Genomic DNA, 23,112 nt, shown 5'->3' on the forward strand with positions numbered 1-23,112 from the left:
ACCGATGAGCATCTCTCCGACAAGCACCAATCCCGCTGCGACCGCGGCCGACGCCAAGGCGAACCCGGCGCAGTCCAAGATCTCGGCGGATTACAACAGCTTCTTGCAGCTTCTGACGGCGCAGATCCGAAATCAGGATCCGCTGAAGCCGATGGATTCCACGCAATTCGTTTCGCAACTGGCGCAGCTGAGTCAGGTCGAGCAAACGGTGCAGACCAATACCAACCTCAAGACCATCGATGCCAAGCTGAGCGCAATGGGTGCGATGTCGGATGTGGCCCTAATGGGCAAGACAGTGTCGCTCGCCTCCGACCGGATCGAGTTGCGCGACGGTCAGGCCAGCACCAGCTACGAGCTTGCCGCACCCGCCGACAAGGTGACCGCGGTCATCAAGACGGAAGACGGGACCGAACTGCGCCGGATTACTGGCCTGCCCGGACGGGCGGGCGAGAAGATCGCGCTGAAATGGGACGGGCGCGATTCTGCGGGATTGCCGGTGCCGGATGACACGTTCCGGGTCGAGATCGACGCGCAGGACGCCGATGGCAATGCGGTCTCGTATGACACCTATCCCAGCACGCAGGTGGAGCAGGTGCGCTTCTCTTCGCAGGGGCAATCGCTGGTTCTTCGCAATGGCGAGGAAGTGCCGAGTTCGCTCATCGTCGCGGTGTCGGGCTGAAACGCCTGCACCGGGCGCGATCCGTGATGGGAGGCTTCCTATCCCTGCTTGAACGGCTCGGCGCTGTTCACCTTGGCCGCTTGCAGGCCGGGTACTCGGTCCGCGAGGCCGCGCTCTAGCAGGGTGGCGAGGTCCTCGGGTTTGACCATATCGGGATCGAACATCCGGTTATCCGCGAGCTTGCTCAAAAGGTCGAGTGTCTCGTCGCGCAGCTTCGGCACCAGCGCGGGGCCATCGGGAAGCCCGTGTCCCTTCAGCACCAGTGTTGCGTCGACGCTCAAATAGCTGATCGTACCCGCCCGGTAGACCGGCACCGTGACAGGCCCCAAGGCGACGTCACGCGGCGCGGGTTCGGGCGGCGCTTCTGGGGCAGCAGGTCGCGGTGCGATCTGGCTTCCGCCCAGATAGCCCAGCCCCGCCGCGACGATCGGCACCACCACGACAAGCAGTACGAGTGTTCTCCAGCGCGGCATCGGAGACGATCAGTAGGGGAGGACGACGTCGAGCGCGTCTTCCCCGTAGCGGGGTTGTTGCACCTTGCTGATCTGGCCGCGCCCGCCATAGGAAATGCGCGCCTCGGCGATCTTCTCGTAGGGGATGGTGTTGTCCATCCGGATGTCTTCCGGACGGATGATCCCGGCCACACGCAATTCGCGCAGCTCGTGATTGACCTTCACCTCCTGGCGTCCCGCGATCACGAAATTCCCGTTCTGAAGCTTCTGGATCACGAGGGCCGCGACCTTCAGGCTGATGGTCTCGTTGCGCTTGATCGAGCCGCTGCCGTTGGAGGTCGATTGCGAGCTGAGATCGACGATGTTGCTGCCGGTGGGCAAGTCCTTCGCGCTGACGCCGGGCAGGATCTTGGCGATCTTGCCGCCATAGCCAAGGAAGGTCGGAAAACCGACGCTCTGGCTGCCGTCGCGGCTCCGCTGGGACGCGTTCTGAAGCTGCGCCTCGTCCTTGATGTTGATATCCACCGTCAGCAAATCGCCCACCTTGTCGGCACGCTGATCGCCGAAAAAGCCGGTGGAGCCGGTCTGCCAGAGCGACGCGGCCTCGGCCCGCTGCGGAATGCGCGTGGGCTCGAGCGGCGGCATCGGCACGCTCACCCGGTTCACCTCGGGGATCGTGTCGCCATCGACCACCATGTCGCTCACTTTCGGGTCGCGCTCAAAGGCCGTGCCGGAACCGCAGGCGGCCAGTGCGAGCATCGGCAGGATGTAGAACGGATGTCTCACTTCTGAATCTCCACTTTGCCGTCGGGCTTGGCGATGCCTTCGACAATCTTGTTGCTCACGAGATTGACCACGCGCACTGACTGGTCGGCATGGGCGTCGGAGATCGCCTTGCCGGGTGCGGTCAGGGACATGGCGCCTTTCGAATATTCGATCGAGACCGGGTCGCCGCGCGAGATGATGACCGGCTCGATGATCGACTGGCTCATCACCGGACGCCCGCGCGCCAAGACCCGCCGCACCTGCATCCCGGCTAGATGGTCGAGCTGTGTCACGGCATAGGCGCCGACTTGGCCATAGGGCAGGTCGACCATCTGGAAATCATCGCCCGACAGGATGGCGCCGGGGAGGATCTGCTGCGTCGGCACCGGAACGGGCACGTTCAGCAGTGCAAGCCCCCCGAGGCGGCGCACGTCGCCCGAGGCCTCGACCACATTCGCGAGAAACTGCCCCGTGGAGCGATCCATCCAGAAATCGCTGATCATCTCCGCGTCGCCGGGGGCGCTGTCTTGCAGCGTGATCTCGAAATGACCGCTCGGCGGCATCTCGAGGCCCCAGGACTGCGCTGCCTTCTCGGCGATCAGCACGCGCACGGATTCGGCGCTCGCGGGGGCGACGAGAAGCGCGGCGAAGAGCGTGGCGAGAACGGCAGTCGCAGAGGCGAATTTCGGGCTCATGGCATCACTTGATCTGGTTCGAGGTGGACATCATCTGGTCGGCCGTCTCGATGGCCTTCGAGTTCATCTCGTAAGCGCGCTGCGCCGAGATCAGATCGGTGATCTGCTGGATGATGTTGACGTTCGAGCTTTCGAGATAACCCTGACGCAGGATGCCCACGCCCGGATCGCCCGGAAGCGCCTCGGTCGGATCGCCCGACGCGGTCGTCGCCTGCAGGAGATTGTTGCCCAGCGGTTTCATCCCCGCCTCGTTGACGAAGGTCGCCATCGTCAGCTGGCCGATCTGGACCGGGGTCGGGTCCTTGCCGACATAAGCCATCACGAGGCCCTGCTGGTTGATCTCGACATTCGTGGTGTTCGCCGGGACGTTGATCCCGGGCGCGACCTCGTAGCCGTCGAGGGACACGATCTGTCCCTCGGGGCTCAGCTGGAATGTACCCGCCCGCGTATAGGCCTGGCTGCCATCGGGCATGTTGAGGGTGAAATAGCCGCCGCCGTCGATTGCAAGGTCGAGCTGGTTCTCGGTCTGGACGAGCCCGCCCTGGGTGTTGAGCCGCACCACGCCCGCGCTTTGTACACCGAGGCCGATATCCACGCCCACAGGGCGCGCTGTCCCGTCGGCAGAGGTCAGCGAGCCTTCGCGTTGCAGCGATTGGTAGACCAGATCCTGAAATGCGGCGCGGGTGCTCTTGTAGCCGGTGGTGTTCGCGTTCGCGATGTTGTTCGAGATCACGTCCACATTGGTCTGCTGGGCCAGCATCCCCGTCGCGGCAATTCCAAGTGCTCTCATGGTTCAGCTCCTTTTCGCGCCGGTCAGACTTTGCCAAGCCTGCGCAACGTTTCCTGACGAAGGTTGTTCTGTTCATCCATCAACTTCACCGCGCGCTCATAGGAGCGCTGGATGTCCATCATCCGGGTCATCTCGACCACCGGTTGGACATTGCTCTCCTCGATGAAGCCCTGAGCGACCTGCGTCGTTTCGGATGGCGTAAAGGCGGGTACGGCGCCGCCGGGCGCGGCAAAGAGGCCTCCACCCAGCCGGCTGTAGCTCTGGATGTCGGGTACGGCGAACATGCCCAGCGTGCCGATCGTGCCGCTATTCGGCCCCGAAATCGTGCCGTCGCGGGAAATGGTGATCTCCTCGCCCGGCGGGATCGCGATCGGCGCGCCGCCCCGGTCGAGTATCCGATTGCCCGACAGCGTCACGAGATTGCCTCGCGGGTCGACGGTCAGCCGGCCGTCGCGCCCGAAAGCGGTCTGGCCCGCCGGCGTCTGGTAGGCGAACCAGCCATCGCCGTTCAGCGCCACATCGAGCGGGTTCGAGGTTTTCGTGAGGGATCCCTGCCGGTCGTCGAGATAGGAGCCCTTGTCGAGCACGTAGCTCACGTCATCCTCGGCCCCGGCATTGCCCTTCGACTCGAAGCTCTCGGTCAGCGAGCGCTCCGCCTTGAAGCCGGCCGTGTTGGCATTGGCCATGTTGTTGGCGGAGATGTCGAGACTGCGCCACAGCGTCGAGGCGAGGGATAGGGAGACGTAATTTGAGCTATCCATGAATGTCCGCCCGCGCGAATAGAACTTGTGGCTTTGCTTGGACTGCTGCCGATTTCCGGTCAATAATGTTTGCTCTTCTTGGAATAATCAATACTATTCTTTAAAGAGGGAAGGAATTATGGCGCGTTTGGGCAAGAGGTGATGGAATTGCGAGGCGGTTTCCCCTTGATGGGCGGCGTTTTGGCGCTCTGTCTTCTGTGCGGCCCCGCCGCGGCGGAGGCCATACCTGCGCCGCCACCATTCGATTTCGCGCAATACACTCAGGCGGGCTTCCTTGCGGACCGCGATGTGCTCACCGCAGGTTTCGCCGCGGCCGAGCCCGGGCCGTCGCGCGCGGTCGCGCGGCTCAATCTGGCTGAATTCTATCTCGCGCATGTCATGTTGCCCGAGGGGCGGTCGGTGCTGGGCGACGAGATGCCTGACGGTCTGATCCCCGCCGAACAGGCCCACTGGCGCGCGATCGCCGCTGGGTTCGATATCATGGAAGGGGTGGGGGTGCCGTCTGGCACACTCTTGCCCAATGCGGATTGGGCGAACTGGCAGGATTATCACCTCTGGGCGGCGCTGAATGCGATCACGCAGGGCGACGCGGAGGAGCTCGAGGGGAACCTCGCGGGTGCGGCGGACCGGCTGCCCGCCTATCCGCCCGTTTTCGTGGAGGCCTGCCTGCCCGCGCTTCTGGAAGGCGCGATCGCGGTCAAGCAATGGGCGCTGGCCGAGCGACTGAGCCGGGATTTCGACAGCTATCCCGAGTTGAAGGCCCAACCGGTTTACAGCTTCCTCATCGGGCGGGTGGCAGAGCAATCGCATCATCCGGAGAAGGCCTATGCCGCCTATCGTGAAGCAGCGAAGGGGCGGGATCGATACGCTCAGCGGGCGCGGCTCGCTTTGGTCGATCTCGGCCTTGCGAAGGGTGCGCTCACGACGGACCAAGGTTTATCCATGCTCGCCGAGGCCAATCTTGCGTGGCGCGGCGACCGGTTCGATCTTCAGGCCCTCGAACAGCGCGCGCATCTGGGGGAAAAGAGCGGTCGCGATGTGGAGGCGCTGATCGCCTATGGCGAGATCCTGACCCGTTTCCCGGACCGCCCGCAGGCGCGGACGGCCGCAGAGGCGGCGGATCGGTTGCTCAAGGCGTTCTATGCGAAAGGCGCGGCGGGGAAGATCTCGCTCACCGCCTTCACCGCAGGCCATCAGCGCTTGGAGCCCTATTACGAGGCTCGCGCCGATTTCCAGGCCTATGCCGAGCAATTCGCGGATCGTCTGCTGGAGCTGGGCGCCACGACGCAAGCCTCGTCGGAATATCGCAAGATTCGAGAGGCTCTCAGCGTGCAGCGCAAAGATAACCCCGAGGCGGTGTCGCAGGACCGGATGGCCTATCTTGCGCTTCGCGAGGCGGAAGCGCTTGCCCGTGGCGGGCAATTCGCGCGTGCCGCCAAGGTGTTGGAGGCCTCCGAGCGTCCCGCCGACGCGCAGGAGCTGAACCAGTTCAACGCGCTGCAGGCCCGCGTTCTGGCCGAGGCCGGAAAGACCGATGCGGCCCTGGACACCAAGGTCACCGCGCAATCGATCGACCATCTTCGGTTGCAGGCGCAGCTCCATTGGAAGAAGGGCGACTGGTCAGCGGCGACGCGGTCCTATCGCGCATTGTGGAAGACGGCCTCTGGTGATTTTTCGGAGACCGATGCGGTCCAATTGCTGCTGGCTGCCTACCGGTCCGGCGACCTGACCACGGCCCGCAGCGTCGCAGAGGTTTTCCCCCGTCTCGCGGGGCGGGAGGACCTGAACAAGCTCGTCGCAAGCCTGCTGGCCGAGCCCGCCAAACTGACCCCGCTTATGGACGCCGCAGCGCGGGATCGGCTGCGCAACGCCGGTGACGCGATCGAGATGGTCGGGGCGGAGGCGAAGCGGGCAGGAGGCTAGGTATCTTTGCTATGCATTGGCCCCTGACGCGAGTCCAAAGAAAAACGGCGGATATTTTTAACTTCAGTGAAACATCACTCGTCTATCTCCTGGATAGGACCCCTTTCTCTTCGGACATGAGAGGATAAAACCATGAGTATTTCGAGCGCAATGCAGACCGGTGTGAGCGGCCTGAATGCGAACTCCGTCGCCGTTGGCGAGATTTCCGAGAATATCGCGAATGCGAACACCACGGGCTACAAGCGCAGCTTTGCCCAGATGGTGACCATGACGCCGACCGGCGGGCTCAACGCGCCATCCGGGGTCAATGCCGTCGTCTCCTCTGATCTGCAGAATGGCGGTGCGGTGATCCCTACCAACTCGCCCACCGATTTCGCGGTGAACGGGAACGGGTTCTTCGTCGTGTCCAGCAACGCCAATACCAGCGTGCAATCCGATTACGTCATGACGCGCGCCGGCTCGTTCCAGCCCGACGAGAACGGCAACCTCGTCAATTCGGCGGGCTACTTCCTGTCCGGCTATCCTTACACGGACGTCAAACTTGCCACGATCGACGGCAACAGCTTCAACGGTCTGAAGACGGTGAACGTCACGGACGCCACGCTGAGCGCGAAGGCGACCACCTCTATCGGGGTGCAGGGCAATCTTCCCTCGCAGGAAACCGGCAACGCGACGCCGGGCGCGCCTTTCACCTCCTCGTCGCAATATTATACGCCGCTCGGGGCGGTGAAGCGGCTCGAATATTCGTGGCAGCCGACCTCGACGCCGAACCAATGGGACATCACTGTCTCCGATGGTGACGGCGTGCCCTATGGTCAGGTGACGGTCGATTTCGCCCCCGGCGGTGCCAATGCCGGCGCGCCGATCAGCTATTCCGGAGTGACCAACCTCGCCACGGCCCCCGGCGCTTTCTCGATGGACACGACCACGGGCGTGATGAGCCTGACGATGAATGACGGCGGCACCACGCAGCCGATCGAGATCGGGCTCGGCGCATTGAACAGCTTCGACGGGATCACCCAGTTCGCTGGCGATTTCACGCCCCAGAAGTTCACTGCAGACGGCTCCTCGTCCGGCGCGCTGACCCGGATCGAAGTCGACGATACCGGCACGATGTACGGAATCTTCGACAACGGGCAGCGCCAGCCGCTCTACAAGATTCCGCTCGCCCATGTGGAGAACCCCAACGGCATGCAGGAGATCGACGGCGACGCCTATCGTCTGACCCGCGACAGCGGCGCCTACACGATCCACAAGGCGAACGAGGGTCCGGTGGGCACGATCAGTTCGGGTGCGCTCGAAGGGTCGAATGTCGATATCGCGCAGGAACTGAGCGATCTGATCCGCACCCAGCGGGCCTATTCCACCAACGCCAAGATCGTCACCACGATGGACGAGATGCTCGACGAGACCACGCGTCTCAAACGTTGATCGTCACGCTGAGAACGGAGTAAACCCATGAGCCTGACGGGCGCCCTCCAAGCGAGCACGAGCGGTCTGCGCGCGGCGCAGATGCAGTCGGAAGCGACCTCGCGCAATATCGCGAATGCGAGCACCGAGGGCTATGTGCGCAAGGAACTGCCGCAGGTCACTATCTCGGGCGGCCTCGTGCAGACCGGCGAGGCGCGGCGCGACGTCGACGCCTCGCTCAACCGCATGTATCGGCAGCATTCTTCTGCCATGGCGCGCGAGCAGGCGATCTTCGAGGCGGTGGGCGAATATACCGCGACCCTCGGCCAGCCGGGCGATGGGCTGTCGCCCGCGGATCGGCTGACCGACCTGCGCAGCTCGATGATCGCGCTGGCGAACAATCCTGGCAACAACGCGGCGCAGAACGGAGTGGCCTCCGCCGCGCAGGAGATGGTGACGTCGCTCAACCAGAGCAGCGACATGCTCGCGCGGATCGGTGGCGAGGTTGATATGGAGATCAAGTACGACGTCTCCGATTTCAACGAGACGTTGCATAAGATCACCTCGCTCAACAAGCAGATCTCGGATGCGCAGCCCGGCTCGCTCGGCGCGGCCGATCTCGGCGACCAGATGGACGTTCTGGTGGAAAAGGCGTCGAAGTTGATCGATATGCAGGTGCGCCGCTCCACCGATGGGCGGGCCACGCTCTACACCGCGGGGGGCACGCCGCTCGTCGATGGCGATCAGGCAAATTACGTCACCTATGACAAGGTGGCCGGAAAGCTGTTCGCGGGCAAGACGGAGATCACCCCGGAAACAACTGACGCGCGCGGCTTCCAGAATGGCAGCATTGCCGGGCTGTTCGCGGTGAAGAAGGATGTTCTGCCGCGCTTCCAGCTTCAGCTCGACGAGATGGCGCGCGGCCTCGTGCAAGGGTTCGAGGGGGCGGATGCCTCGCTCGCTCCGGGGCAGGCGGGTCTCTTTACTGACGCTGGTGCGGCTTACGATCCCGCGAAGCTCGACGGGCTTGCCGGACGGATCGCCGTGAGCGCAGCCGTGGACCCTGCGCAGGGCGGGCAGTTGTCGCGACTGCGCGACGGGATCGGTGCGACCACGCCGGGCGCGGCCGGGGATTCGACCCAGATCGAGGCCTTTGTGTCGATGTTCGACGCCCCGCTTTCGGCGAATCCGGACACCGGGCTGGCGGCGTCCCTGTCGTTGCGCGACTACGGCAGCAGCATGATCTCCGCGCAGGAGTTCGAGGGCACCCGCGCGCAGGAGCGTTTCGCTGCCGCCCGCACCGCCGCTGAAACCGTGAACGGTACGCGTCAGAGCATTCAGGGCGTGAATATCGATGACGAGATGCAAAAGCTGATCACGATTCAGCAAAGCTACGCCGCCAATTCGAAAATGATGACCGCCGTCATGAAGATGATGGACACGCTGCTCGCCGCCGTCTGAGGAGACTGAACGATGATCCCCCTGATCCGGAATTCGCTGTCGACCCTGCAGATGAGCATCATCTCGCGCCGCTCGGTCGACCGCACCACGGCAGAGCTGCAACGCACGAGCGACGAGGTCGCGACCGGGCGCAAATCCGATGTCTACGCGGATATGGGGGCGAAATCGGCCTTCGTCCTCGCTCTGGAAGATCGCGCGACCACAAATTCGAATTACGTCACCTCGAACAAGCTCCTCGGAAGCAAGCTCGATATGATTGCATCGAGCGCGTCGACGGCGCGCGGGGCCGCGCAGGATGTGCTCGGGCTCGCCGTCGGTAACCTCGAGCAACCCGGCGCCGCGGCGGCGACCCTGCAGCAAAGCGCCCGCGCGGCGCTCGATACCATCATGACGAGCCTGAACATCTCGCTCGACGGCGAGCACCTGTTCTCCGGCGTCGCGTCGGACAAGCCCGCGCTGCGGGGCTATGACGTGGCGAATGGTGCGACGGGCCTGTCGGCAAAGGATGTCCTGGCGGGCATCGTCGGTGGTGGCCCAGCGGATGCGACCCAGGCGGCGGCGATGCTGTCGCAGATCGACAGCGTGTTCGACGACAGCAATGCCGATCCGGCCAAGCGCTTCAGTTCTACCTTCTTCAAGGGCGACGCGACGAGCGGAGCGGCGCGCAAGTCGGCGTTGATCGGGGATGGCGAGACGCTTGATTACGGGATGCAGGCGAACGATCCCGAATTCCGCAACATCATCAAGGGGCTCGCACTCTTCGCCTCGACCGACGTCTCGAAGATCACGGATCGGGATGCCTATAAAAGCTGGGTGGCGGCCGGGGTCAAAGCATTGAGCGATGGGGTAGAGGGGCTGCGCAATTCCGAGACCGCCCTGGGTGCGAAGCAGAAGCGGCTCGACATCAAGCTGACGCAGCAGCAATCGATGGATGCGGTGCTCAACAGTCGGCTGTCGGATTATGTCTCGGTCGATCCATATGAGGCCGCGACGCGGATGACGGCACTCCAGACGCAGCTCAACGCGAGCTACAGCGTTGCCGCGCAGATGTCGAAACTGTCGATCCTGAATTATCTCTGAGCCGCGCGTTTATCGCGCGGCCACCGTGCGGCGCGAGTCGGTCTGCTCGTAAGCGGCGATTTTCACGTCGCTCGTGCTGTCCAGTTCGCTGAACTTGTAGCCGCGACCGTAGACCGTCTCGATATACTGGTGGCCGCTTTCGGCCGCGTCGGCGATCTTCTTGCGCAGCTTGCAGATATAGACGTCGATCACCTTGTCGAAGGGCTGGTCGTCGCTCATCCCGTAGACCGCGTCATAGATCGCGCCCTTTGCGATCACCTTGTTCGCGTTCAGTGCCAAGTGCTGGAAGATCGCGTGTTCGCGGTTCGACAGTTTCAGCCGCACACCGGAGACAAGCGGGTCGCGCCCGTCGAAGAAGGCGGTGATTTCGCCGACGCTGATGCTCTCGGCGGCGTGGCCATAGGAACGCCGGATGATCGAGTTGATCCGCGACAGCGCCTCGATCCCCTTGATCGGGCTGACCATGACATCGTCTGCCCCGGCATCGAGCGCCTCGGAGGCGTCGCGCGAGTTCTTGAAGTCCCGCATCACCAGTACCGGGTTGCGGCAGCCGCAGCTGCGGATGGCCCGGATGTAATCGGTCACTTCGGGGCAGTCGCCGATCAGGATCGCCCGCGTGTCGACCCCCTTCTGGTTTAGCGTGCTGAGATCGGACGCGAAGAAGGACGCAGGGATGAGGACGGGCTGCAACCCAACGCTCTCCAGCTCGCCGAGCAGGCCGCGAACACGGCCATCGCGAGGCTCAAAGACGTAAATATTCATACAGGTCTCCATCCCGGGCAAGTTTCTCGCACAAGCGGCAAGCTCACGCTAAGTTGCCACAAAGGATTAGTCAAGAATAGTACCGATTTATATTGGACACTATTCGCGTTTTACTTTAATTTAATGAAATGTGTCGGTGACGTGAGGAAACTATGCTTGCTGCCTTGTGCCGAAAAAGTCGTCGGGCGTCGCTTTCTTGCGCCGGGTTTCGCGGAGCGCTCGTCGCGCTCTCCGTCTTTGCGGGGGTGCTCAGCGCGATCCCGGCCACCGCACAGGTCCGGATCAAGGACATCGCCAGTTTCGAAGGCGTGCGCGAGAACCAGCTCGTGGGCTACGGTCTCGTCGTTGGCCTGAACGGGACTGGCGACACCCTCAACGGCAGCCCGTTCACGAAGAAGTCGATCGAGGGGATGCTCGAGCGGCTCGGGGTCGGCAATCTCTCCGGCGATGCGATCAAGACGAAGAATACGGCCGCGGTGATGGTGACTGCCAAGCTGCCGCCCTTCGCCCGCCGTGGTTCGACGATCGACGTGACGATCTCCTCGCTCGGCAATGCGGACAGCCTGCGGGGGGGCACGCTGATCGTGACGCCGCTCGTCGGCGCCGACGGTGAGATCTACGCCGTGGGGCAGGGGCCGATCTCGGTTGCAGGCTACAGCGCGAAGGGCAACGCGGCGAGCATCGTGGACGGTGTGCCCACGGTCGCGCGCATGGAGAATGGCGCAATCGTCGAGAAAGAGATCGATTTCGAATTGAACTCCATGAACTCGGTGCGTCTCTCCCTGCGCGAGCCGGATTTCACGACGGCCTCCCGGGTCGCAGGGGTGATCAATGACAAGCTCGGCCACAACACCGCGCAGATGCTCGACCCCTCCACGATCGAAGTGCAGGCGAAGGGCAAATATGGTGTACCGGAGCTTCTGGCGATGATCGAGAACCTCCCCGTCACGCCCGACTCCGTGGCGAAAGTAGTGGTCGACGAGAAGTCCGGAACGATCGTGATCGGCGCCAATGTGCGGATCGATCAGGTCGCGATCAGCCAGGGCGGGCTGACCGTGAAGGTCAAGGAAAGCTACGCGGTCAGCCAGCCGAAGCCTATCTCCATCGGGCAGACGGTCGTGGTGCCCGAAACGGATGTGCAGGTCGAAGAGCGCAACACTCAGTTCAGCGTGCTCCAAGGGGGTGATGTCAGCCTTCAGGACCTCGTCGACGGTCTCAATGCGATCGGTGTCGGCGCGCGGCAAACCATCTCGATACTGCAGGCGATCAAAGCCGCCGGCGCGCTTCATGCCGATCTGGAGATTATCTGATGAACCCGCTCGGTCCGTCGAAGCCATTTCTCTCGGCTGCGTCGCTCAAGGCGCCTGCCGCCTCCGGTGCGAAGTCGCAGAACGCGAAGGAGATCGCCAAGAATTTCGAGGCGACCTTCCTGCAGCAGGCCGTGGGTGAGATGATGAAGACCGTGAAGATGGGCGGGCTGGATGGCGGCCACGCCGAGGAGATGTGGAAGTCCTTCCTCGCGCGCGGCATCGCGGATGAGATCGCCGCCTCGGGCCGGACCGGAATCGCGCAAAGCGTCGAGCGGATGATCGGCGCCTATACTTCGAACGGAGAAGATCATGGCTGAAGAAACCCCGTCGCGTTTTCGCAAGCGGATGCAAGCCCGGCGCGACGATATCTCCGCCGACGGGCCCGTCCTGACCGAGGAGGACGACGCCAACCTCGCCGCTTTCGAGGCGAATATCGATGCGACGCTCGATCTGTTGCATGAGGAAATCGCGGCGGTCGGTGCGGGGCATCTCGACCGCGTCACGGAGCTTTATGATCGCAAGGCGGACCTTCTGAAGCGGATCGAGCTGAAGATCCCTGTGATCGAGCCGTTTCTGGAGGCGTCTGAGCATGCCGCGCCCACACTTCGCGAGAAGCTCCGCCAGCTGAAGGTCGCCGTGCAGGACAATAGCGTTCTGTTGTCGCGGATGTCCGACGCGACCCGGGACATCGTGCGCGAGATCGAGAAAATCCGGAACCGGCACAGCCTCGACGGTCTCTATGGAAAGAGTGGCAAACCGGTCACAGGACAGGATGGTCCACAGATGCACATCGATAAGGAATTCTAGGTTTCGGCCAAACGTTAACCCGCGCTTAATCTTCGGTCCAAAATTCCTCTCCACGGCTCGCGCCGTTTTTCTGTCAGAAGACGAAAACAAAATATCTTTCAGAATGAGGAGTGACCAGAAATGTCGTCCATTCTTACCAATACCTCCGCGATGAATGCTCTTGCGACCCTGCGTTCGGTGAACAAAGGTCTCGAAGACACGCAAAACCGCATCTCGACCGGCAAGAAGATCAACTCGGCGAAAGACAACGCCGCGTATTTCTCGATCTCGGAATCGATGAACAGCGACAGCGGCATGTACAAGTCGATCAACGAAGGCCTGACCCTGACCAAGAACTCGGTTTCGACCGCACGTCTCGGCGCAGAGTCGGTAAAGGATCTCGCCCAGCAGTTCGTCGAGCGTGTTTCGTTCGCGCAAGGCGATGCGGTGGATCATGCTGCGGTTCAAAAGGAACTGCGCAGCATCGTTGATCAGATCGGCACCACGATCAGCCAGGCAACCTTCAACGGTGACAGCCTCGTCGACGGTTCGGCCAACGTGACGGTCGTCACCGGGATCAGCCGCGCAAGCGGTTCCTTCGCAACGACGTCGATGACCTTCCAGGCGGTCGATCTCTCATCGCTTCAGGCGACGCTGAGCGGGATCGACATCTCTGGTGGTTCGGCGGCGGTTCTGACCAGCGCGCTGACGAGCGCACAAAGCGCTCTCTCGACGGCGATCGACAACGCGACCTCGCTGGGCGTTGCGGAGAAGTCGCTGGAAGCTCAGCAGAACTTCCTTGGCAAGCTGACCGACAAACTCGACACCGGTGTCGGCAACATGGTCGATGCGGACATGGAGCAGGAGGCGGCTCGCCTGCAGTCCTACCAGGTTCAGCAGCAGCTCGCGACGCAGTCGCTCTCGATCGCGAACCAGGGTCCTCAGAACCTTCTGAGCCTGTTCCGCTAATCGGTGGCGATGAACTGAATGGAAAGGCCCCGTGCAGTGCGGGGCCTTTTCTTTTGTCGCGTCTGAGTTTTCTTTTCTCCCAAAGTTTAAAAACGCCTTTAACCGGGTTGTGCTAAGTTCGGGCAAAGAGAACAAAAGAATATCGAGAGGAGAGCTTGCATGAGCGTCGCCGCGTATAAGCGAACCATTTCCGAAACCGAGTCTCCGCGGCAGATCGAGCGTCGTATCCTGTCGCGCGTCACTGGCGAGCTTGAGGCCTTTCTCGTCGATTATGACGAGGCGCCACGGGCCGGACGGGGGGCGATCCTCGCGCAGGGGCTGCGCACCGCGCTCTGGGAAAACGAACGCATCTGGACGGCATTGCGCGATGACCTCGCGGAGCCTGCGAACCAGTTTCCCGCCGAGTTGAAGGCCGGGCTGATCTCGCTCGCGCTCTGGGTCGAGCGGCAGACGCAGATGGTGATGGGCGGCGGCGGCGCGGTTGCGCCGCTGGTCGAGGTGAACCGCAACATCATCCGTGGGCTCAGCGGCGACGCGGGCGAGCCGGTGGCTGCGGAATAAAGAGGGGCGCGGGTCATGGCATTACGACTGACGTTGAAACCGAACGAGCGGATCGTGGTCAATGGATGCGTCATCCGGAATGCCAACCGCCGACAGACGCTGCAGATCGAGAACACTGCCGACGTGATCCGGGCGGAGGATCTGTTGGATGAAAACTGCGAGCCGACCCCGGTGAAGCAGGCCTATTTCCTGATCCAGACCGCGCTGATCCGCGCCGACACGCGCGACACGCTGGTGCCGGTCATTCAGGAAAAGCTCGCCGATCTTGCCACGATCTTCAGTGCCGCCGTGGTTGGCGGTGTTTTCGAAGCCGCGAACTGGGTGTCTCAGGGTGATTATTACAAAGCGTTGAGCGCGCTGCGCCCGGTTATGCGTCGCGAAGAAGAACTGTTCGCCCGCCTGTCGGCAAACACGAGCGCGACGGCGGCGCTGGAGGGCGAAGAATGCTGACGATTTCGGGCATGAGCAGTCGGCTCGCGCTGAGCCTGATCGATCGGACGCAGGCCAAGCAACTCGATCAACTGGCGCAAGAGCCGCAGCATGCGCGCGCGATCAGCCGTTTCCGCGAGAAGATCGGGGATATCCATACCGCGGCCGACTTGGTGAAGGATTACGACGCCTATAGTTTCGTGATGAAGGCCTTCGATCTGGAAGACCAGATGTTCGGCAAGGCGATGATGCGCGAAATCCTGTCGAGCGATCCCAATGACAAAAGTTCCCTCGTCAACAGGCTCACCGATCCGCGGTTTCGCAAGCTCTACGATGCGCTCGGGTTCACCAATGGCGGCACTGCAAACGCGAATACCTCCTCGGCCTCGTGGCAGGACAAGATCGTCGATCAATATGTCAGCCAGCAGTTCATCAATGGTGAGCGCGACCAGAACGAGACCGTCGGGTCTGTGCTCGAATTCCGGCAGAAGCTCGGCGGCGTCAAAACATGGTATTCGGTCCTGAAAGACAAGAATATGGCGCAGTTCATGCGCACCGCTTTGGGGATCCCGAATGACGTGGTGAAGCTCGATGTCGAGCGGCAGAGACAGATTTTCGAGGACAAGTTCGATCTTGCGAAACTCAAAGACCCGAAAGAGGTCGATGATTTGGTCTCCCGTTTCGTCGCTGTGTCCGATGCGAATAACTTCTCAATCGGAGGGGCGGCGGGGAATGCTGCGGTGACGCTGATGCAAGGCGCGGTGCAGGGGGGCTCGGGCCAATTCGTGCCCGCGACCTTCGATTTGACTGCGATCGCTACCTTCTCGGCTTCGCGCTACCGGTAAGCTGGTCGCCGGTCACGGACGGCTTCAGTCGATAATCACGTCATCATCGTCGAGCGGAATGCGGATTTCGTCCTCGCGCGACAGCTCGAGCGCATAGTCCACAAGCGCGGATTGCGCTTCTTGCACCTCGCGCCCGCGCACCGGGCCCATCGCGGTCATTTCCTCGTTCAGCATGTCGCGCGAGCGGGCGGGCAGGGCGCTCAGGAAGTAGTCGCGTACCTCCTTCTTGGCCCCGCGCAAGGCGAGCGGAAGCGTTTGCCCTTCGACCCCGCGCATGACTTTGACGAGGCTCTGCTGGTCGAGCTTGCACAGATCGTCGAAGGTGAACATCTTCGCCTTGATCGCACCGAACGCCTCGGGAATACGCTTTTCCAGACGCTGGGTGATGTCGTCGAACAGCTTGCTATCGAGTTTGTTGAAGAGATCGGCCATGCGCTGCTGCGGGTCCGGCCCGGTATTGCGCGTCGCCGAGCTCATGAACTCTTTCTGCAACGTTTCTTCGATGTTCTGGAAGACGTAACGGGGAACGGTCTCGATGCCGATCATCCGCTCCAGCACTTCCATCATGCGCTCTTCGCCCAGAAGCGGCAGCACTTTCGAGGCGACCTCGGGTTTCACCTTGCTCAGGATCGCCGCGACCGTCTGGTCGTGCTCTTCCTTGAGATAATTTGCGATGATCTGCTCGTTAAGCGCCGAGAAGTTTTCCCAGATATTGCGTCCTACCAGTGGGCCCTGAATCTCGTTCATGATGTCGGAGACGCGCTCGTCGGGGAGGAACCCCTTGAGCATGCTCTCCGCCATCTCCATCGAGCCCACGAGGCCGCCGCCATCGCCTGCGGTTTCCATGAACTCGCTCATCACCTCTTCGACGATATCGGCGGGGATCGTACCAAGGGACGAGATCGCATGGGTGATCGAATGGATGTCGTAATCGTCGAGCCGCTGCATGAGCCCTGCGCCGTGTTTCTCCCCGAGGCAGAGGAAAAGAATCGCTGCCTTCTCTGGGCCACGCAGTTTCTTGTAATCCCGGGAGGTTCTCATCGTCGGCGCTCGATCTGTTCTGAGGTCTCGGCAAGGATAGCAGTCTATCCTTGTATTCTCAATCAAGATCGCGCGCTATTCTTTGTAGTGATGTGTTTTCTAAGGATAGGGGCGGCGCAGAGGCTTAGCCACCCCCGCCATAGGCGACGTAAGATTGCATCATGCTCCCTGCGAGCATGTACCAGCCGTCGATCAGCACGAAGAAGATGACCTTGAAAGGCAACGAGATCATCACCGGCGGCAACATCATCATGCCCGCACTCATCAGCACCGATGCGACGATGAGGTCGATCGCGATGAAAGGCAGATAGATCAGGAAGCCGATCGTGAAGGCGCGCCGCAGCTCGGAGATCATGAAGGCGGGGACGAGGGTGCGCCAGTTCGCCTCCTCCGCCGTGGCAGGCGCGGGCGTCTCGGGCGCGGGTTCGGCGTTTTGCCCCGCTTCGTTGTCGCGGACGAGATCGGCGAAGAGCTTCAGATCCTTTGGGCGCGTATTGGCGAACATGAAGGCCTTGAACGGCGCGCCGATCCCGACGAGCGCCTGTTCCTCGGTCACCGTGTTGTTCAGAAGCGGCCGCAGCCCCCCGGTCCAGGCATCGTCGAAGACCGGCTGCATCACGAAGAAGGTCATGAACAGCGCCATCGCGCTCAGCACCATGTTCGGCGGCGTCTGGTTCAGCCCCAGCGCTGAGCGCAGCATCGAGAAGACGATCACGAAGCGGGTGAAGCTGGTCATGACGACAAGGACGCCCGGCGCGATGCTGAGCACGGTCATCAGCGCGATCAGCTGAATGATCCGCCCGCTCAGGCTGGCCGATGCATCGCTGCCTGGCGCGGCATTGTTCAGCCCCTGCGCTAGGTCGCTCAGCAACCCGCCCGCCTCCTGCGCCTCTGCGCCGCTGCTGAAAGCGAGCGACGCTACGAGCGTCAGGGCGACAAGTGGCAGGCCGGGTTGCGCCGTCAGAAATCGCTTCGTGAGGTGGATCATCGTTTCGGGACGTAGTCTTTGACGATCTCGGTGAGCGTGACGCCGAGCCGGTTGTCGCCCACTTTCACCAGATCGCCCCGCGCCACCAGCCGGTCGTTGATCACCACGTCGACCGGCTCGCCAATCTTTTTCTCCAGCTCGATGACCGAGCCGCGACTCAGGTTCAGAAGCTGCGAGATCGGGATACGGCTCTGACCCAGCACGATCTGCACCGAGAGCCCGACATTGAGCATCGCGTTGACGTTCTGCCCGTCGGCATCGCTCTCGGCCTTTTTGCTGGCGAGCGTATGCAGCAGGGTCTCGGCTGCAGCGGCGCGGGCTTCGTCCTGCGTCGGCTGGGTTCCGGTTTCCGGCGTCTCAGGCGGCTGCGTGGATTCGGGCATATCGTTGTCGGACATTTACACGGCTTTCCTGATTGGTGTGGCTTGGGGAGAGATCGTCTGCCGCAGGGCGATGAGGATGCTGCGGCAGACCGTCTCGAAGCTGTAATCCATCACGCCGTCTTCCCAGTCGGCATGGATGTCGCCATCGGCAAGCGCCGGGTCCGCGACGATGTTCAGGGCGGGGCTGTTCGGCCCGGCGCTGGCCTCGATCACCGGCGTCAGCCCCGCGACATTGGCGGGGGAGAGGCGGATCGTGAGGCTTGGTTTGCGCAGCGCGATTTCCATGGCCCGACGGATCTGGGTCTCGACCCGCGCGGTCGAGCAGCTCTCGATGAATTCGGGGAAAACCTTCTCGCAAACGCGCAGCGCGAAGCCGCAAAGGTGTCGCTCCAGCGCCGCTTGATGAGCGAGCTGGTTGCCCAGAAGTGCGGTGAGCTCCGGCGAGAGCTTTTCCAGCGCCTCGGTCTGGCGTGCCTCGAGCGAGCTCGTGATCTCGGTGGTAGCCTCGTTGCGGCCTTGCGCACGGCCCGCCTCAAACCCTTGGGCGCGCGCGGCCGCCGCCGCGGCATCGAGATCGGCCTGAGTGAAGACCTTCAGGCGTTCGGCGGCGCGGCGGGCGTCTTCCGCCTGCATCTCTTCATCGAAGTCTCGCTGGAAAACCGTCATGTCATGCCTCGTTGAGCAGCCAGCCGCGCAGGACCTTGAGGGCCTCTTGCGGTTCTTCTTCGGCGATCTTCTGGATTGCCGAGACCTTGCGCTTCAGGATCGCGCCGCTGATCGCGAAGTTGGTGACGAGCTCCTCGTCCCTGGCGGGGTCGTAGCGCTCCGCACGTTGGACGGGCGCTGCGGGCTCGGCGGCCTCCTGCGTTCGGGGCGCGACGGCACTGGCGGGCGCTGCGGGCAGGTTGTTGCCCGCGGGTGCCGCTGCTTCCGCCTCGCCCTCGGGGGCTGCGAGCGCCCCGGCGCCGGTCGCCTCGCTCAGCCGCGCGCGTTCGCGGTCGGCCCGGTTCAGCAACGGGCGCAGACCGAAGACAAGCACCGCGACCACGATCAGAAGGGCAAAGACCCAGCGCAGGATCGACACGATATTGTCGGAGAGCCGCTGCATCAGCGTCGGGCCGACCGGGCCGCCGACTTCCATCGAGTAATCGATGAAGCGCAGGCTATCGACCGAGACTGTATCGCCGCGATTCTGGTCGTAGCCGATCGCCGATTTCACCAGTGCGGTGAGACGCGCGATTTCCTCGGGCGAGCGCTGTTCGTATTTCAGCGAGCCGTCGTCCTGCACGTTGTATATGCCGTTGACCAGCACGGCGACCGACACGCGCTTGACTGCACCCGCTTCGGTCGTGGTCTCGCGCCGGGTGTTGCCGATTTCGTATTGCACCGACTCGCCGTTCTTGCTGCGGCTGTCGGTCGTGCTGCTCGCGCCGGGGCCGCCAAGCGCGCCAGGGATGTTGTTCCCGGTGTTCACACCCGCATCGCCATTCTGCACACCCTTTTGCTGCTCGGCGTTGTTCTGGGTGGAGCGCACGACTTGCTGATCGGGGTTGAAGCTTTGCTGCACCACGACTTCACGCTGGTTGGACAGGTCGACATTGACCTGCACGCGGGCATTCCCCGCACCGACACGCGCCGTCAGGATCTGCTCGATCGAGCGCGCCATCCGGTCTTCGGTCGCGGCCTTGTTCGACTGGAGTGTCGCTTGCCCGGCGGCGTCGGAATTCTCCGCGAGGATCGTCTCGCCGCTGGCCGAGAGCACCGTCACCCGGTTGCCGTCGAGATTGGGCACTGCCGCCGCGATCAGGTTGCGAATCGCCAGCGCCTCCTTGCGGCTGATGCCGCGGGTGGAGGCGGCGCGCACGATGACGCTGGCGCTCGGATCGGGGCTGGTGCGCGAGAAGGCTTCGCGTTCGGGCAGAACCAGATGGACGCGGGCGCTGCGCACCCCGTCGATGGTCTGGATCGAGCGCGCCAACTCGCCCTCCATCGCGCGCAGACGGTTCACATGCTGCATGAAGGTGTTCATTCCGAAGCCGCTTGCGTTGTCGAACAGCTCCCAACCGGGTTCGCCATCCACTGGCAGGTTCTTTTCGGCCAGCGCCATGCGGGCGCGGGCCATGTCTCCCTCCGGCACCGACACCGCGCTGCCGTCTGCAGACAGTTGCGTCTTGAACCCTGCCTGTTCGAGCGCGTCGACGATTCCGGCTGCGCTGGAGGGCGAAAGCTGGCTGTAGAGCAGCTTGTAGTTCGGGGCGGTCACGACGGATAGGCCGAAGACCAGCGCGAACACGCTGACGACGCCGACGGTCCCAAGCATCAGCAGCTTGCGCCGTCCCAAGGATTGAAGATTCCGCAAGAATTGCTGCACGGCGAACACCAGTTATTCTTCATCTACGCAATAGAATCTATTCTATCTTTGTATTGCAAGTAAAGTACGGATGTATATACTTCACGACATCTAATGAAGATCGGGTTTTATCTTTAAGTTCGACGAAGAGAGGCGCGGTAGCCGATGACAGATGCGGCGGTTGATGGAGAAGAGCTTGCCGAAGCGCCTGCCGGGCGCTGGCGTGTCTTGCGTGACCACAAGCGTCTCGTGATGGCGGCGGGCGCCCTCGCGGTCGTGGCCATGTTCTGCGGTGGATTCGTCGCTTTCGGTGGCGTCTCTGCCCTCACCGGGGGCAAACCCGCAGAGTCGGCAGGCCATGGCGGTACGGGCGCGGGTGCCGCGGCTGGCGGGGACGCGCTACTGGATTTCGACGACATCGTGGTGAACATCACCGGGACGACCGCGGACGGCGCCTCCGCCGCGCGCTACCTCAAGATTCACCTAGCGCTGGTCTATCCCGAATCGCCAGAAGCCGAAGCCGCGATGGCCGAGAAGAAACCCTTCATCCGCGATACCTTCACCGGGTTCCTCCGGCAGATGACGGTCGAGGATCTGCGCGGCAGCATCGGTCTCATCAAGCTCAAGGCGGAGCTGCTCAAGCGCGCCCGCGCGGTCGTCGGGGACAATACGCCGAGCGAGGTTCTCATCAGCGATCTGGTGGTGCAGTGACGATGGCGGAGCAGGCGGACATGGCGATGGCGGCGACGACGACGGCGGAGGTCGAGGACGAGATCATCCGCATGTCGATGCTCAATTACGAGCGTCTGCCGATGCTGGACGTGATCTTCGAGCGCTTCGTTCTGTCCTTCTCCAGCTCGCTCAAGTCGCTGACGGGTTCGGTGCTGGACGTGACGCTGGGCGACGTCGAATACCTGCCCTTCGCCGACGCGATGAAAAGCCTGCCCAAGCATGGTTTGATCGCGGTCGCGCAGGCCGATCCTTGGGATGACCAGTTTATCCTTTCGCAGGATCCGGTCTTCCTGTTCTCTGCGCTCGAACTGATGCTGGGCGGGCAGCCGACGGGGCGGGCGAAGGATGCCAAGAACGGCTTCACGACGATCGAGCGCAGGATGGGAGAGCAGGTCGCCGAACGCATCCTCGCCGACATGGCGGTGGGCTTCCGTCAGATTTGCGAGGTCTCATTCCAGGTCGACCGGATGGAGAGCAATCCGCAATTCGCGAACATCGCTCAGCCCAACAGTCCCACGGTCCGCGTACCGCTCAAGGTCAGCCTCGAAGGCTACCACGGCGAGGTTCATCTGATCCTGCCTTACTCGACGCTGGAGCCGGTGCGCCCGCTGCTCACCAAGATATTCTTCGGGGATCGGCTGGGCGCGGACAGCTCGTGGCGTACGCAGCTGAAACAGAAGATCGAAGGGTCGTCGGTGGCGCTGACCGCCCAGCTGCACGAGCTTGTGGTACCGATGCGCGAGATTCTGGACTGGAAAGTGGGCGACACGCTCGACCTCGGGATCGACGACACCCAGCCGGTCCTTCTGCTCTGTGCCGGGAGTCCGGTTCTCGAAGGCGAAATGGGCAAGAAGCAGAACGGGTCGATGGCGCTGAAGGTGACCGCGAACCTCATGGGAAAGGACGAGTGGAGCAATGATGTCGATGCTGATTAACGCGATTATTCTCGTGTCTCTTGTGGGGCTGATGGCCTATGGCGTGGTGATCACGCGACGGGTCAAGAAGCTGATGCTCGTGCTCGAGGAAATGGAGCCGCTCGTCGCCGCTTTCTCCGCGGCCGTGGACAAATCGCAGCTCTCCGTCGAGGAGATGAAGGACGCGGTCGCCGAGGCGCAGAAAGCGCCCGCGCCCGAACCGGCGCCCGCGCAAGAGGCTGCGCCCGCCCTGACCTTCAACTCGCGCCGCGCCGCGCCGAAAGCGCCGATGGGGCTGACCCGTGTGACCGGCAAGGCCGAGCTGGTGAAAAGCTTCTTCGAGCAGACCCGCGTGCGCCGGGAGGCGCAGGGGCAATGGTGAAGAGCCGCCCCCTGCAGGTTCTCGTCGGTGTGCTGCTGCTTTCGGGCGGCGCGAAGCTCGCGACCAGTCTTCCCTCGGACATGATCCCGTTCCCGGACTCGCTTTTGCAAGCGGCTCTCGCAAGCGGGGCGGAAAAGCCGACCGCGGCAAAGGCTTCGTCGGCGGACGCTCCCGGCGATGCCAAGAGCAGCTGCCCCCCGACGCCGGAGGAGCTTTTGATGTCCGTGCGGCAGGAGCGCGACCTTCTTGCGGAACAGAAGAAGAAGCTCGACGCCCGCAGCGCCGAGATCGAGCTTGCCAAGCAGGGGCTCGACACCCAGTCGCAGCATCTCACCGAGTTGAAGGACAAGGTGACCAAGCTGCTCGACCAGGTCGACAAATCGCATACCGCCGACGTCGATCGCCTCGTGTCGATCTACAAGAACATGAAGCCGGCGGCGGCGGCTTCGATCATGAACGACCTCGATATAGAGGTGACGGTCATGGTGCTGGCCACGATGAATGAGCGCGACGTCGCCCCGATTATGGCCGCGATGACCCCGGTGCGCGCGCGGGCCGTCTCCAAGATCATTCTCGAACGTTCGAAGCTGCCGGGCGACCAGAAGCTGGTCAACGTCAAGCTCAACTGAAAAGCGCGGGCGTTC

General features: G+C 62.8%; 27 protein-coding genes. 16 read left to right on the plus strand and 11 right to left on the minus strand.

What is annotated here, in order from left to right:
- The first annotated feature begins 4 nt into the window (after window positions 1-4).
- A complete protein-coding gene (locus B6V76_RS15555; RefSeq protein WP_166504613.1) occupies window positions 5-679 on the plus strand; it encodes a flagellar hook assembly protein FlgD in 675 nt (224 codons plus the stop codon).
- A gap of 38 nt (window positions 680-717) precedes the next feature.
- Here B6V76_RS15555 and B6V76_RS15560 read toward each other — a convergent pair whose 3' ends face one another.
- The 5 genes from B6V76_RS15560 to flgF are packed head-to-tail and all read right to left on the minus strand — an operon-like array spanning window position 718 to window position 4,142.
- The gene (locus B6V76_RS15560) at window positions 718-1,152 is read right to left on the minus strand and encodes a hypothetical protein (RefSeq protein WP_141104933.1); all 435 of its coding nucleotides are present in this window, start codon (window positions 1,150-1,152) and stop codon (window positions 718-720) included.
- 9 nt (window positions 1,153-1,161) lie between these two features.
- Complete coding sequence (gene flgH / locus B6V76_RS15565; protein WP_346426013.1) at window positions 1,162-1,917, minus strand: flagellar basal body L-ring protein FlgH; 756 nt, start codon at window positions 1,915-1,917, stop codon at window positions 1,162-1,164.
- Window positions 1,914-2,591 (minus strand): flagellar basal body P-ring formation chaperone FlgA, encoded by a 678-nt coding sequence (flgA, locus tag B6V76_RS15570; protein WP_088727881.1) that lies wholly within the window; start codon window positions 2,589-2,591, stop codon window positions 1,914-1,916. Before flgA ends, flgH begins: the two co-directional genes overlap by 4 nt.
- A 4-nt stretch (window positions 2,592-2,595) precedes the next feature.
- Window positions 2,596-3,381, minus strand: a complete 786-nt coding sequence (gene flgG, locus B6V76_RS15575; protein WP_075775839.1) for a flagellar basal-body rod protein FlgG — start codon at window positions 3,379-3,381, stop codon at window positions 2,596-2,598.
- Window positions 3,382-3,404: 23 nt separating this feature from the next.
- Complete coding sequence (gene flgF, locus B6V76_RS15580; RefSeq protein ID WP_088727882.1) at window positions 3,405-4,142, minus strand: flagellar basal-body rod protein FlgF; 738 nt, start codon at window positions 4,140-4,142, stop codon at window positions 3,405-3,407.
- Between the two features lie 141 nt (window positions 4,143-4,283).
- Between flgF and B6V76_RS15585 the strand changes: the two genes are divergently transcribed.
- The 4 genes from B6V76_RS15585 to B6V76_RS15600 all read left to right on the plus strand — a co-directional run bounded on the left by B6V76_RS15585 (window position 4,284) and on the right by B6V76_RS15600 (window position 10,016).
- Complete coding sequence (locus B6V76_RS15585; protein ID WP_088727883.1) at window positions 4,284-6,065, plus strand: hypothetical protein; 1,782 nt, start codon at window positions 4,284-4,286, stop codon at window positions 6,063-6,065.
- Between the two features lie 132 nt (window positions 6,066-6,197).
- Window positions 6,198-7,496, plus strand: coding sequence for a flagellar hook protein FlgE (locus B6V76_RS15590; protein WP_075775841.1), 1,299 nt, complete (start codon window positions 6,198-6,200; stop codon window positions 7,494-7,496).
- Window positions 7,497-7,523: 27 nt separating this feature from the next.
- Complete coding sequence (gene flgK, locus B6V76_RS15595) at window positions 7,524-8,936, plus strand: flagellar hook-associated protein FlgK (RefSeq protein ID WP_088725591.1); 1,413 nt, start codon at window positions 7,524-7,526, stop codon at window positions 8,934-8,936.
- A gap of 12 nt (window positions 8,937-8,948) precedes the next feature.
- Window positions 8,949-10,016 (plus strand): flagellin, encoded by a 1,068-nt coding sequence (locus B6V76_RS15600; RefSeq protein WP_088727884.1) that lies wholly within the window; start codon window positions 8,949-8,951, stop codon window positions 10,014-10,016.
- Between the two features lie 9 nt (window positions 10,017-10,025).
- On the opposite strand, the gene B6V76_RS15605 is transcribed toward B6V76_RS15600, so the two are convergent.
- Window positions 10,026-10,778, minus strand: coding sequence for a response regulator transcription factor (locus B6V76_RS15605; protein ID WP_088720407.1), 753 nt, complete (start codon window positions 10,776-10,778; stop codon window positions 10,026-10,028).
- 152 nt (window positions 10,779-10,930) lie between these two features.
- On the opposite strand from B6V76_RS15605, the gene B6V76_RS15610 reads away from it, so the two are divergent.
- The 7 genes from B6V76_RS15610 to B6V76_RS15640 all read left to right on the plus strand — a co-directional run bounded on the left by B6V76_RS15610 (window position 10,931) and on the right by B6V76_RS15640 (window position 15,678).
- Window positions 10,931-12,088, plus strand: a complete 1,158-nt coding sequence (locus B6V76_RS15610) for a flagellar basal body P-ring protein FlgI (protein WP_077701085.1) — start codon at window positions 10,931-10,933, stop codon at window positions 12,086-12,088.
- The gene (locus tag B6V76_RS15615; protein WP_075775845.1) at window positions 12,088-12,405 is read left to right on the plus strand and encodes a rod-binding protein; all 318 of its coding nucleotides are present in this window, start codon (window positions 12,088-12,090) and stop codon (window positions 12,403-12,405) included. Before B6V76_RS15610 ends, B6V76_RS15615 begins: the two co-directional genes overlap by 1 nt.
- Complete coding sequence (locus B6V76_RS15620) at window positions 12,398-12,895, plus strand: hypothetical protein (RefSeq protein WP_088727885.1); 498 nt, start codon at window positions 12,398-12,400, stop codon at window positions 12,893-12,895. The genes B6V76_RS15615 and B6V76_RS15620 overlap by 8 nt, the downstream gene beginning before the upstream one ends.
- A 120-nt stretch (window positions 12,896-13,015) precedes the next feature.
- Window positions 13,016-13,843: a flagellin gene (locus B6V76_RS15625; RefSeq protein ID WP_088722923.1), complete on the plus strand. Its 828-nt coding sequence runs from the start codon at window positions 13,016-13,018 to the stop codon at window positions 13,841-13,843.
- A gap of 159 nt (window positions 13,844-14,002) precedes the next feature.
- A complete protein-coding gene (locus tag B6V76_RS15630) occupies window positions 14,003-14,404 on the plus strand; it encodes a flagellar biosynthesis regulator FlaF (protein ID WP_075775847.1) in 402 nt (133 codons plus the stop codon).
- A gap of 15 nt (window positions 14,405-14,419) precedes the next feature.
- Window positions 14,420-14,854 (plus strand): flagellar biosynthesis repressor FlbT, encoded by a 435-nt coding sequence (locus B6V76_RS15635; RefSeq protein ID WP_088725594.1) that lies wholly within the window; start codon window positions 14,420-14,422, stop codon window positions 14,852-14,854.
- On the plus strand, window positions 14,848-15,678 hold the full coding sequence (locus B6V76_RS15640; RefSeq protein WP_088727886.1) for a DUF1217 domain-containing protein: 831 nt from the start codon (window positions 14,848-14,850) through the stop codon (window positions 15,676-15,678). Before B6V76_RS15635 ends, B6V76_RS15640 begins: the two co-directional genes overlap by 7 nt.
- A gap of 24 nt (window positions 15,679-15,702) precedes the next feature.
- Here B6V76_RS15640 and B6V76_RS15645 read toward each other — a convergent pair whose 3' ends face one another.
- From B6V76_RS15645 to fliF, 5 genes are all read right to left on the minus strand, one after another.
- The gene (locus B6V76_RS15645; RefSeq protein ID WP_075775850.1) at window positions 15,703-16,719 is read right to left on the minus strand and encodes a flagellar motor switch protein FliG; all 1,017 of its coding nucleotides are present in this window, start codon (window positions 16,717-16,719) and stop codon (window positions 15,703-15,705) included.
- A 124-nt stretch (window positions 16,720-16,843) separates the two neighbouring features.
- The gene (fliP, locus tag B6V76_RS15650; RefSeq protein WP_088722925.1) at window positions 16,844-17,707 is read right to left on the minus strand and encodes a flagellar type III secretion system pore protein FliP; all 864 of its coding nucleotides are present in this window, start codon (window positions 17,705-17,707) and stop codon (window positions 16,844-16,846) included.
- The gene (locus B6V76_RS15655) at window positions 17,704-18,105 is read right to left on the minus strand and encodes a FliM/FliN family flagellar motor switch protein (protein ID WP_088727887.1); all 402 of its coding nucleotides are present in this window, start codon (window positions 18,103-18,105) and stop codon (window positions 17,704-17,706) included. The genes fliP and B6V76_RS15655 overlap by 4 nt, the downstream gene beginning before the upstream one ends.
- Window positions 18,106-18,756, minus strand: coding sequence for a FliH/SctL family protein (locus tag B6V76_RS15660; RefSeq protein WP_088727888.1), 651 nt, complete (start codon window positions 18,754-18,756; stop codon window positions 18,106-18,108).
- 1 nt (window position 18,757) lies between these two features.
- Window positions 18,758-20,410 carry a flagellar basal-body MS-ring/collar protein FliF gene (gene fliF / locus B6V76_RS15665; RefSeq protein WP_240497877.1) on the minus strand — a complete coding sequence of 551 codons (1,653 nt, stop codon included), beginning with the start codon at window positions 20,408-20,410 and terminating at the stop codon, window positions 18,758-18,760.
- Between the two features lie 195 nt (window positions 20,411-20,605).
- Here fliF and B6V76_RS15670 point away from each other — a divergent pair, with 195 nt between their 5' ends.
- The 4 genes from B6V76_RS15670 to B6V76_RS15685 are packed head-to-tail and all read left to right on the plus strand — an operon-like array spanning window position 20,606 to window position 23,097.
- Window positions 20,606-21,151: a flagellar basal body-associated FliL family protein gene (locus B6V76_RS15670; RefSeq protein ID WP_075775854.1), complete on the plus strand. Its 546-nt coding sequence runs from the start codon at window positions 20,606-20,608 to the stop codon at window positions 21,149-21,151.
- A gap of 2 nt (window positions 21,152-21,153) precedes the next feature.
- On the plus strand, window positions 21,154-22,107 hold the full coding sequence (locus B6V76_RS15675; RefSeq protein WP_075775855.1) for a FliM/FliN family flagellar motor switch protein: 954 nt from the start codon (window positions 21,154-21,156) through the stop codon (window positions 22,105-22,107).
- The gene (locus B6V76_RS15680) at window positions 22,091-22,468 is read left to right on the plus strand and encodes a hypothetical protein (protein ID WP_077701087.1); all 378 of its coding nucleotides are present in this window, start codon (window positions 22,091-22,093) and stop codon (window positions 22,466-22,468) included. The genes B6V76_RS15675 and B6V76_RS15680 overlap by 17 nt, the downstream gene beginning before the upstream one ends.
- Entirely contained in the window at window positions 22,462-23,097 is a 636-nt protein-coding gene (locus B6V76_RS15685) for a hypothetical protein (protein WP_088727889.1), read from the plus strand. Before B6V76_RS15680 ends, B6V76_RS15685 begins: the two co-directional genes overlap by 7 nt.
- Window positions 23,098-23,112: the final 15 nt, after the last annotated feature.

It is taken from the genome of Thioclava sp. IC9 (genome assembly GCF_002213225.1).
Lineage (GTDB): Bacteria > Pseudomonadota > Alphaproteobacteria > Rhodobacterales > Rhodobacteraceae > Thioclava > Thioclava nitratireducens.

Bases quoted from the DNA above. Each gene is read 5' to 3' on its own strand.
- B6V76_RS15555 (WP_166504613.1), top strand. From the start codon at position 5: ATGAGCATCTCTCCGACAAGCACCAATCCCGCTGCGACCGCGGCCGAC.
- B6V76_RS15560 (WP_141104933.1), bottom strand. From the start codon at position 1,152: ATGCCGCGCTGGAGAACACTCGTACTGCTTGTCGTGGTGGTGCCGATC.
- flgA (WP_088727881.1), bottom strand. From the start codon at position 2,591: ATGAGCCCGAAATTCGCCTCTGCGACTGCCGTTCTCGCCACGCTCTTC.
- flgG (WP_075775839.1), bottom strand. From the start codon at position 3,381: ATGAGAGCACTTGGAATTGCCGCGACGGGGATGCTGGCCCAGCAGACC.
- flgF (WP_088727882.1), bottom strand. From the start codon at position 4,142: ATGGATAGCTCAAATTACGTCTCCCTATCCCTCGCCTCGACGCTGTGG.
- B6V76_RS15585 (WP_088727883.1), top strand. From the start codon at position 4,284: ATGGAATTGCGAGGCGGTTTCCCCTTGATGGGCGGCGTTTTGGCGCTC.
- B6V76_RS15590 (WP_075775841.1), top strand. From the start codon at position 6,198: ATGAGTATTTCGAGCGCAATGCAGACCGGTGTGAGCGGCCTGAATGCG.
- flgK (WP_088725591.1), top strand. From the start codon at position 7,524: ATGAGCCTGACGGGCGCCCTCCAAGCGAGCACGAGCGGTCTGCGCGCG.
- B6V76_RS15600 (WP_088727884.1), top strand. From the start codon at position 8,949: ATGATCCCCCTGATCCGGAATTCGCTGTCGACCCTGCAGATGAGCATC.
- B6V76_RS15605 (WP_088720407.1), bottom strand. From the start codon at position 10,778: ATGAATATTTACGTCTTTGAGCCTCGCGATGGCCGTGTTCGCGGCCTG.
- B6V76_RS15610 (WP_077701085.1), top strand. From the start codon at position 10,931: ATGCTTGCTGCCTTGTGCCGAAAAAGTCGTCGGGCGTCGCTTTCTTGC.
- B6V76_RS15615 (WP_075775845.1), top strand. From the start codon at position 12,088: ATGAACCCGCTCGGTCCGTCGAAGCCATTTCTCTCGGCTGCGTCGCTC.
- B6V76_RS15620 (WP_088727885.1), top strand. From the start codon at position 12,398: ATGGCTGAAGAAACCCCGTCGCGTTTTCGCAAGCGGATGCAAGCCCGG.
- B6V76_RS15625 (WP_088722923.1), top strand. From the start codon at position 13,016: ATGTCGTCCATTCTTACCAATACCTCCGCGATGAATGCTCTTGCGACC.
- B6V76_RS15630 (WP_075775847.1), top strand. From the start codon at position 14,003: ATGAGCGTCGCCGCGTATAAGCGAACCATTTCCGAAACCGAGTCTCCG.
- B6V76_RS15635 (WP_088725594.1), top strand. From the start codon at position 14,420: ATGGCATTACGACTGACGTTGAAACCGAACGAGCGGATCGTGGTCAAT.
- B6V76_RS15640 (WP_088727886.1), top strand. From the start codon at position 14,848: ATGCTGACGATTTCGGGCATGAGCAGTCGGCTCGCGCTGAGCCTGATC.
- B6V76_RS15645 (WP_075775850.1), bottom strand. From the start codon at position 16,719: ATGAGAACCTCCCGGGATTACAAGAAACTGCGTGGCCCAGAGAAGGCA.
- fliP (WP_088722925.1), bottom strand. From the start codon at position 17,707: ATGATCCACCTCACGAAGCGATTTCTGACGGCGCAACCCGGCCTGCCA.
- B6V76_RS15655 (WP_088727887.1), bottom strand. From the start codon at position 18,105: ATGTCCGACAACGATATGCCCGAATCCACGCAGCCGCCTGAGACGCCG.
- B6V76_RS15660 (WP_088727888.1), bottom strand. From the start codon at position 18,756: ATGACGGTTTTCCAGCGAGACTTCGATGAAGAGATGCAGGCGGAAGAC.
- fliF (WP_240497877.1), bottom strand. From the start codon at position 20,410: ATGCTTGGGACCGTCGGCGTCGTCAGCGTGTTCGCGCTGGTCTTCGGC.
- B6V76_RS15670 (WP_075775854.1), top strand. From the start codon at position 20,606: ATGACAGATGCGGCGGTTGATGGAGAAGAGCTTGCCGAAGCGCCTGCC.
- B6V76_RS15675 (WP_075775855.1), top strand. From the start codon at position 21,154: ATGGCGGAGCAGGCGGACATGGCGATGGCGGCGACGACGACGGCGGAG.
- B6V76_RS15680 (WP_077701087.1), top strand. From the start codon at position 22,091: ATGTCGATGCTGATTAACGCGATTATTCTCGTGTCTCTTGTGGGGCTG.
- B6V76_RS15685 (WP_088727889.1), top strand. From the start codon at position 22,462: ATGGTGAAGAGCCGCCCCCTGCAGGTTCTCGTCGGTGTGCTGCTGCTT.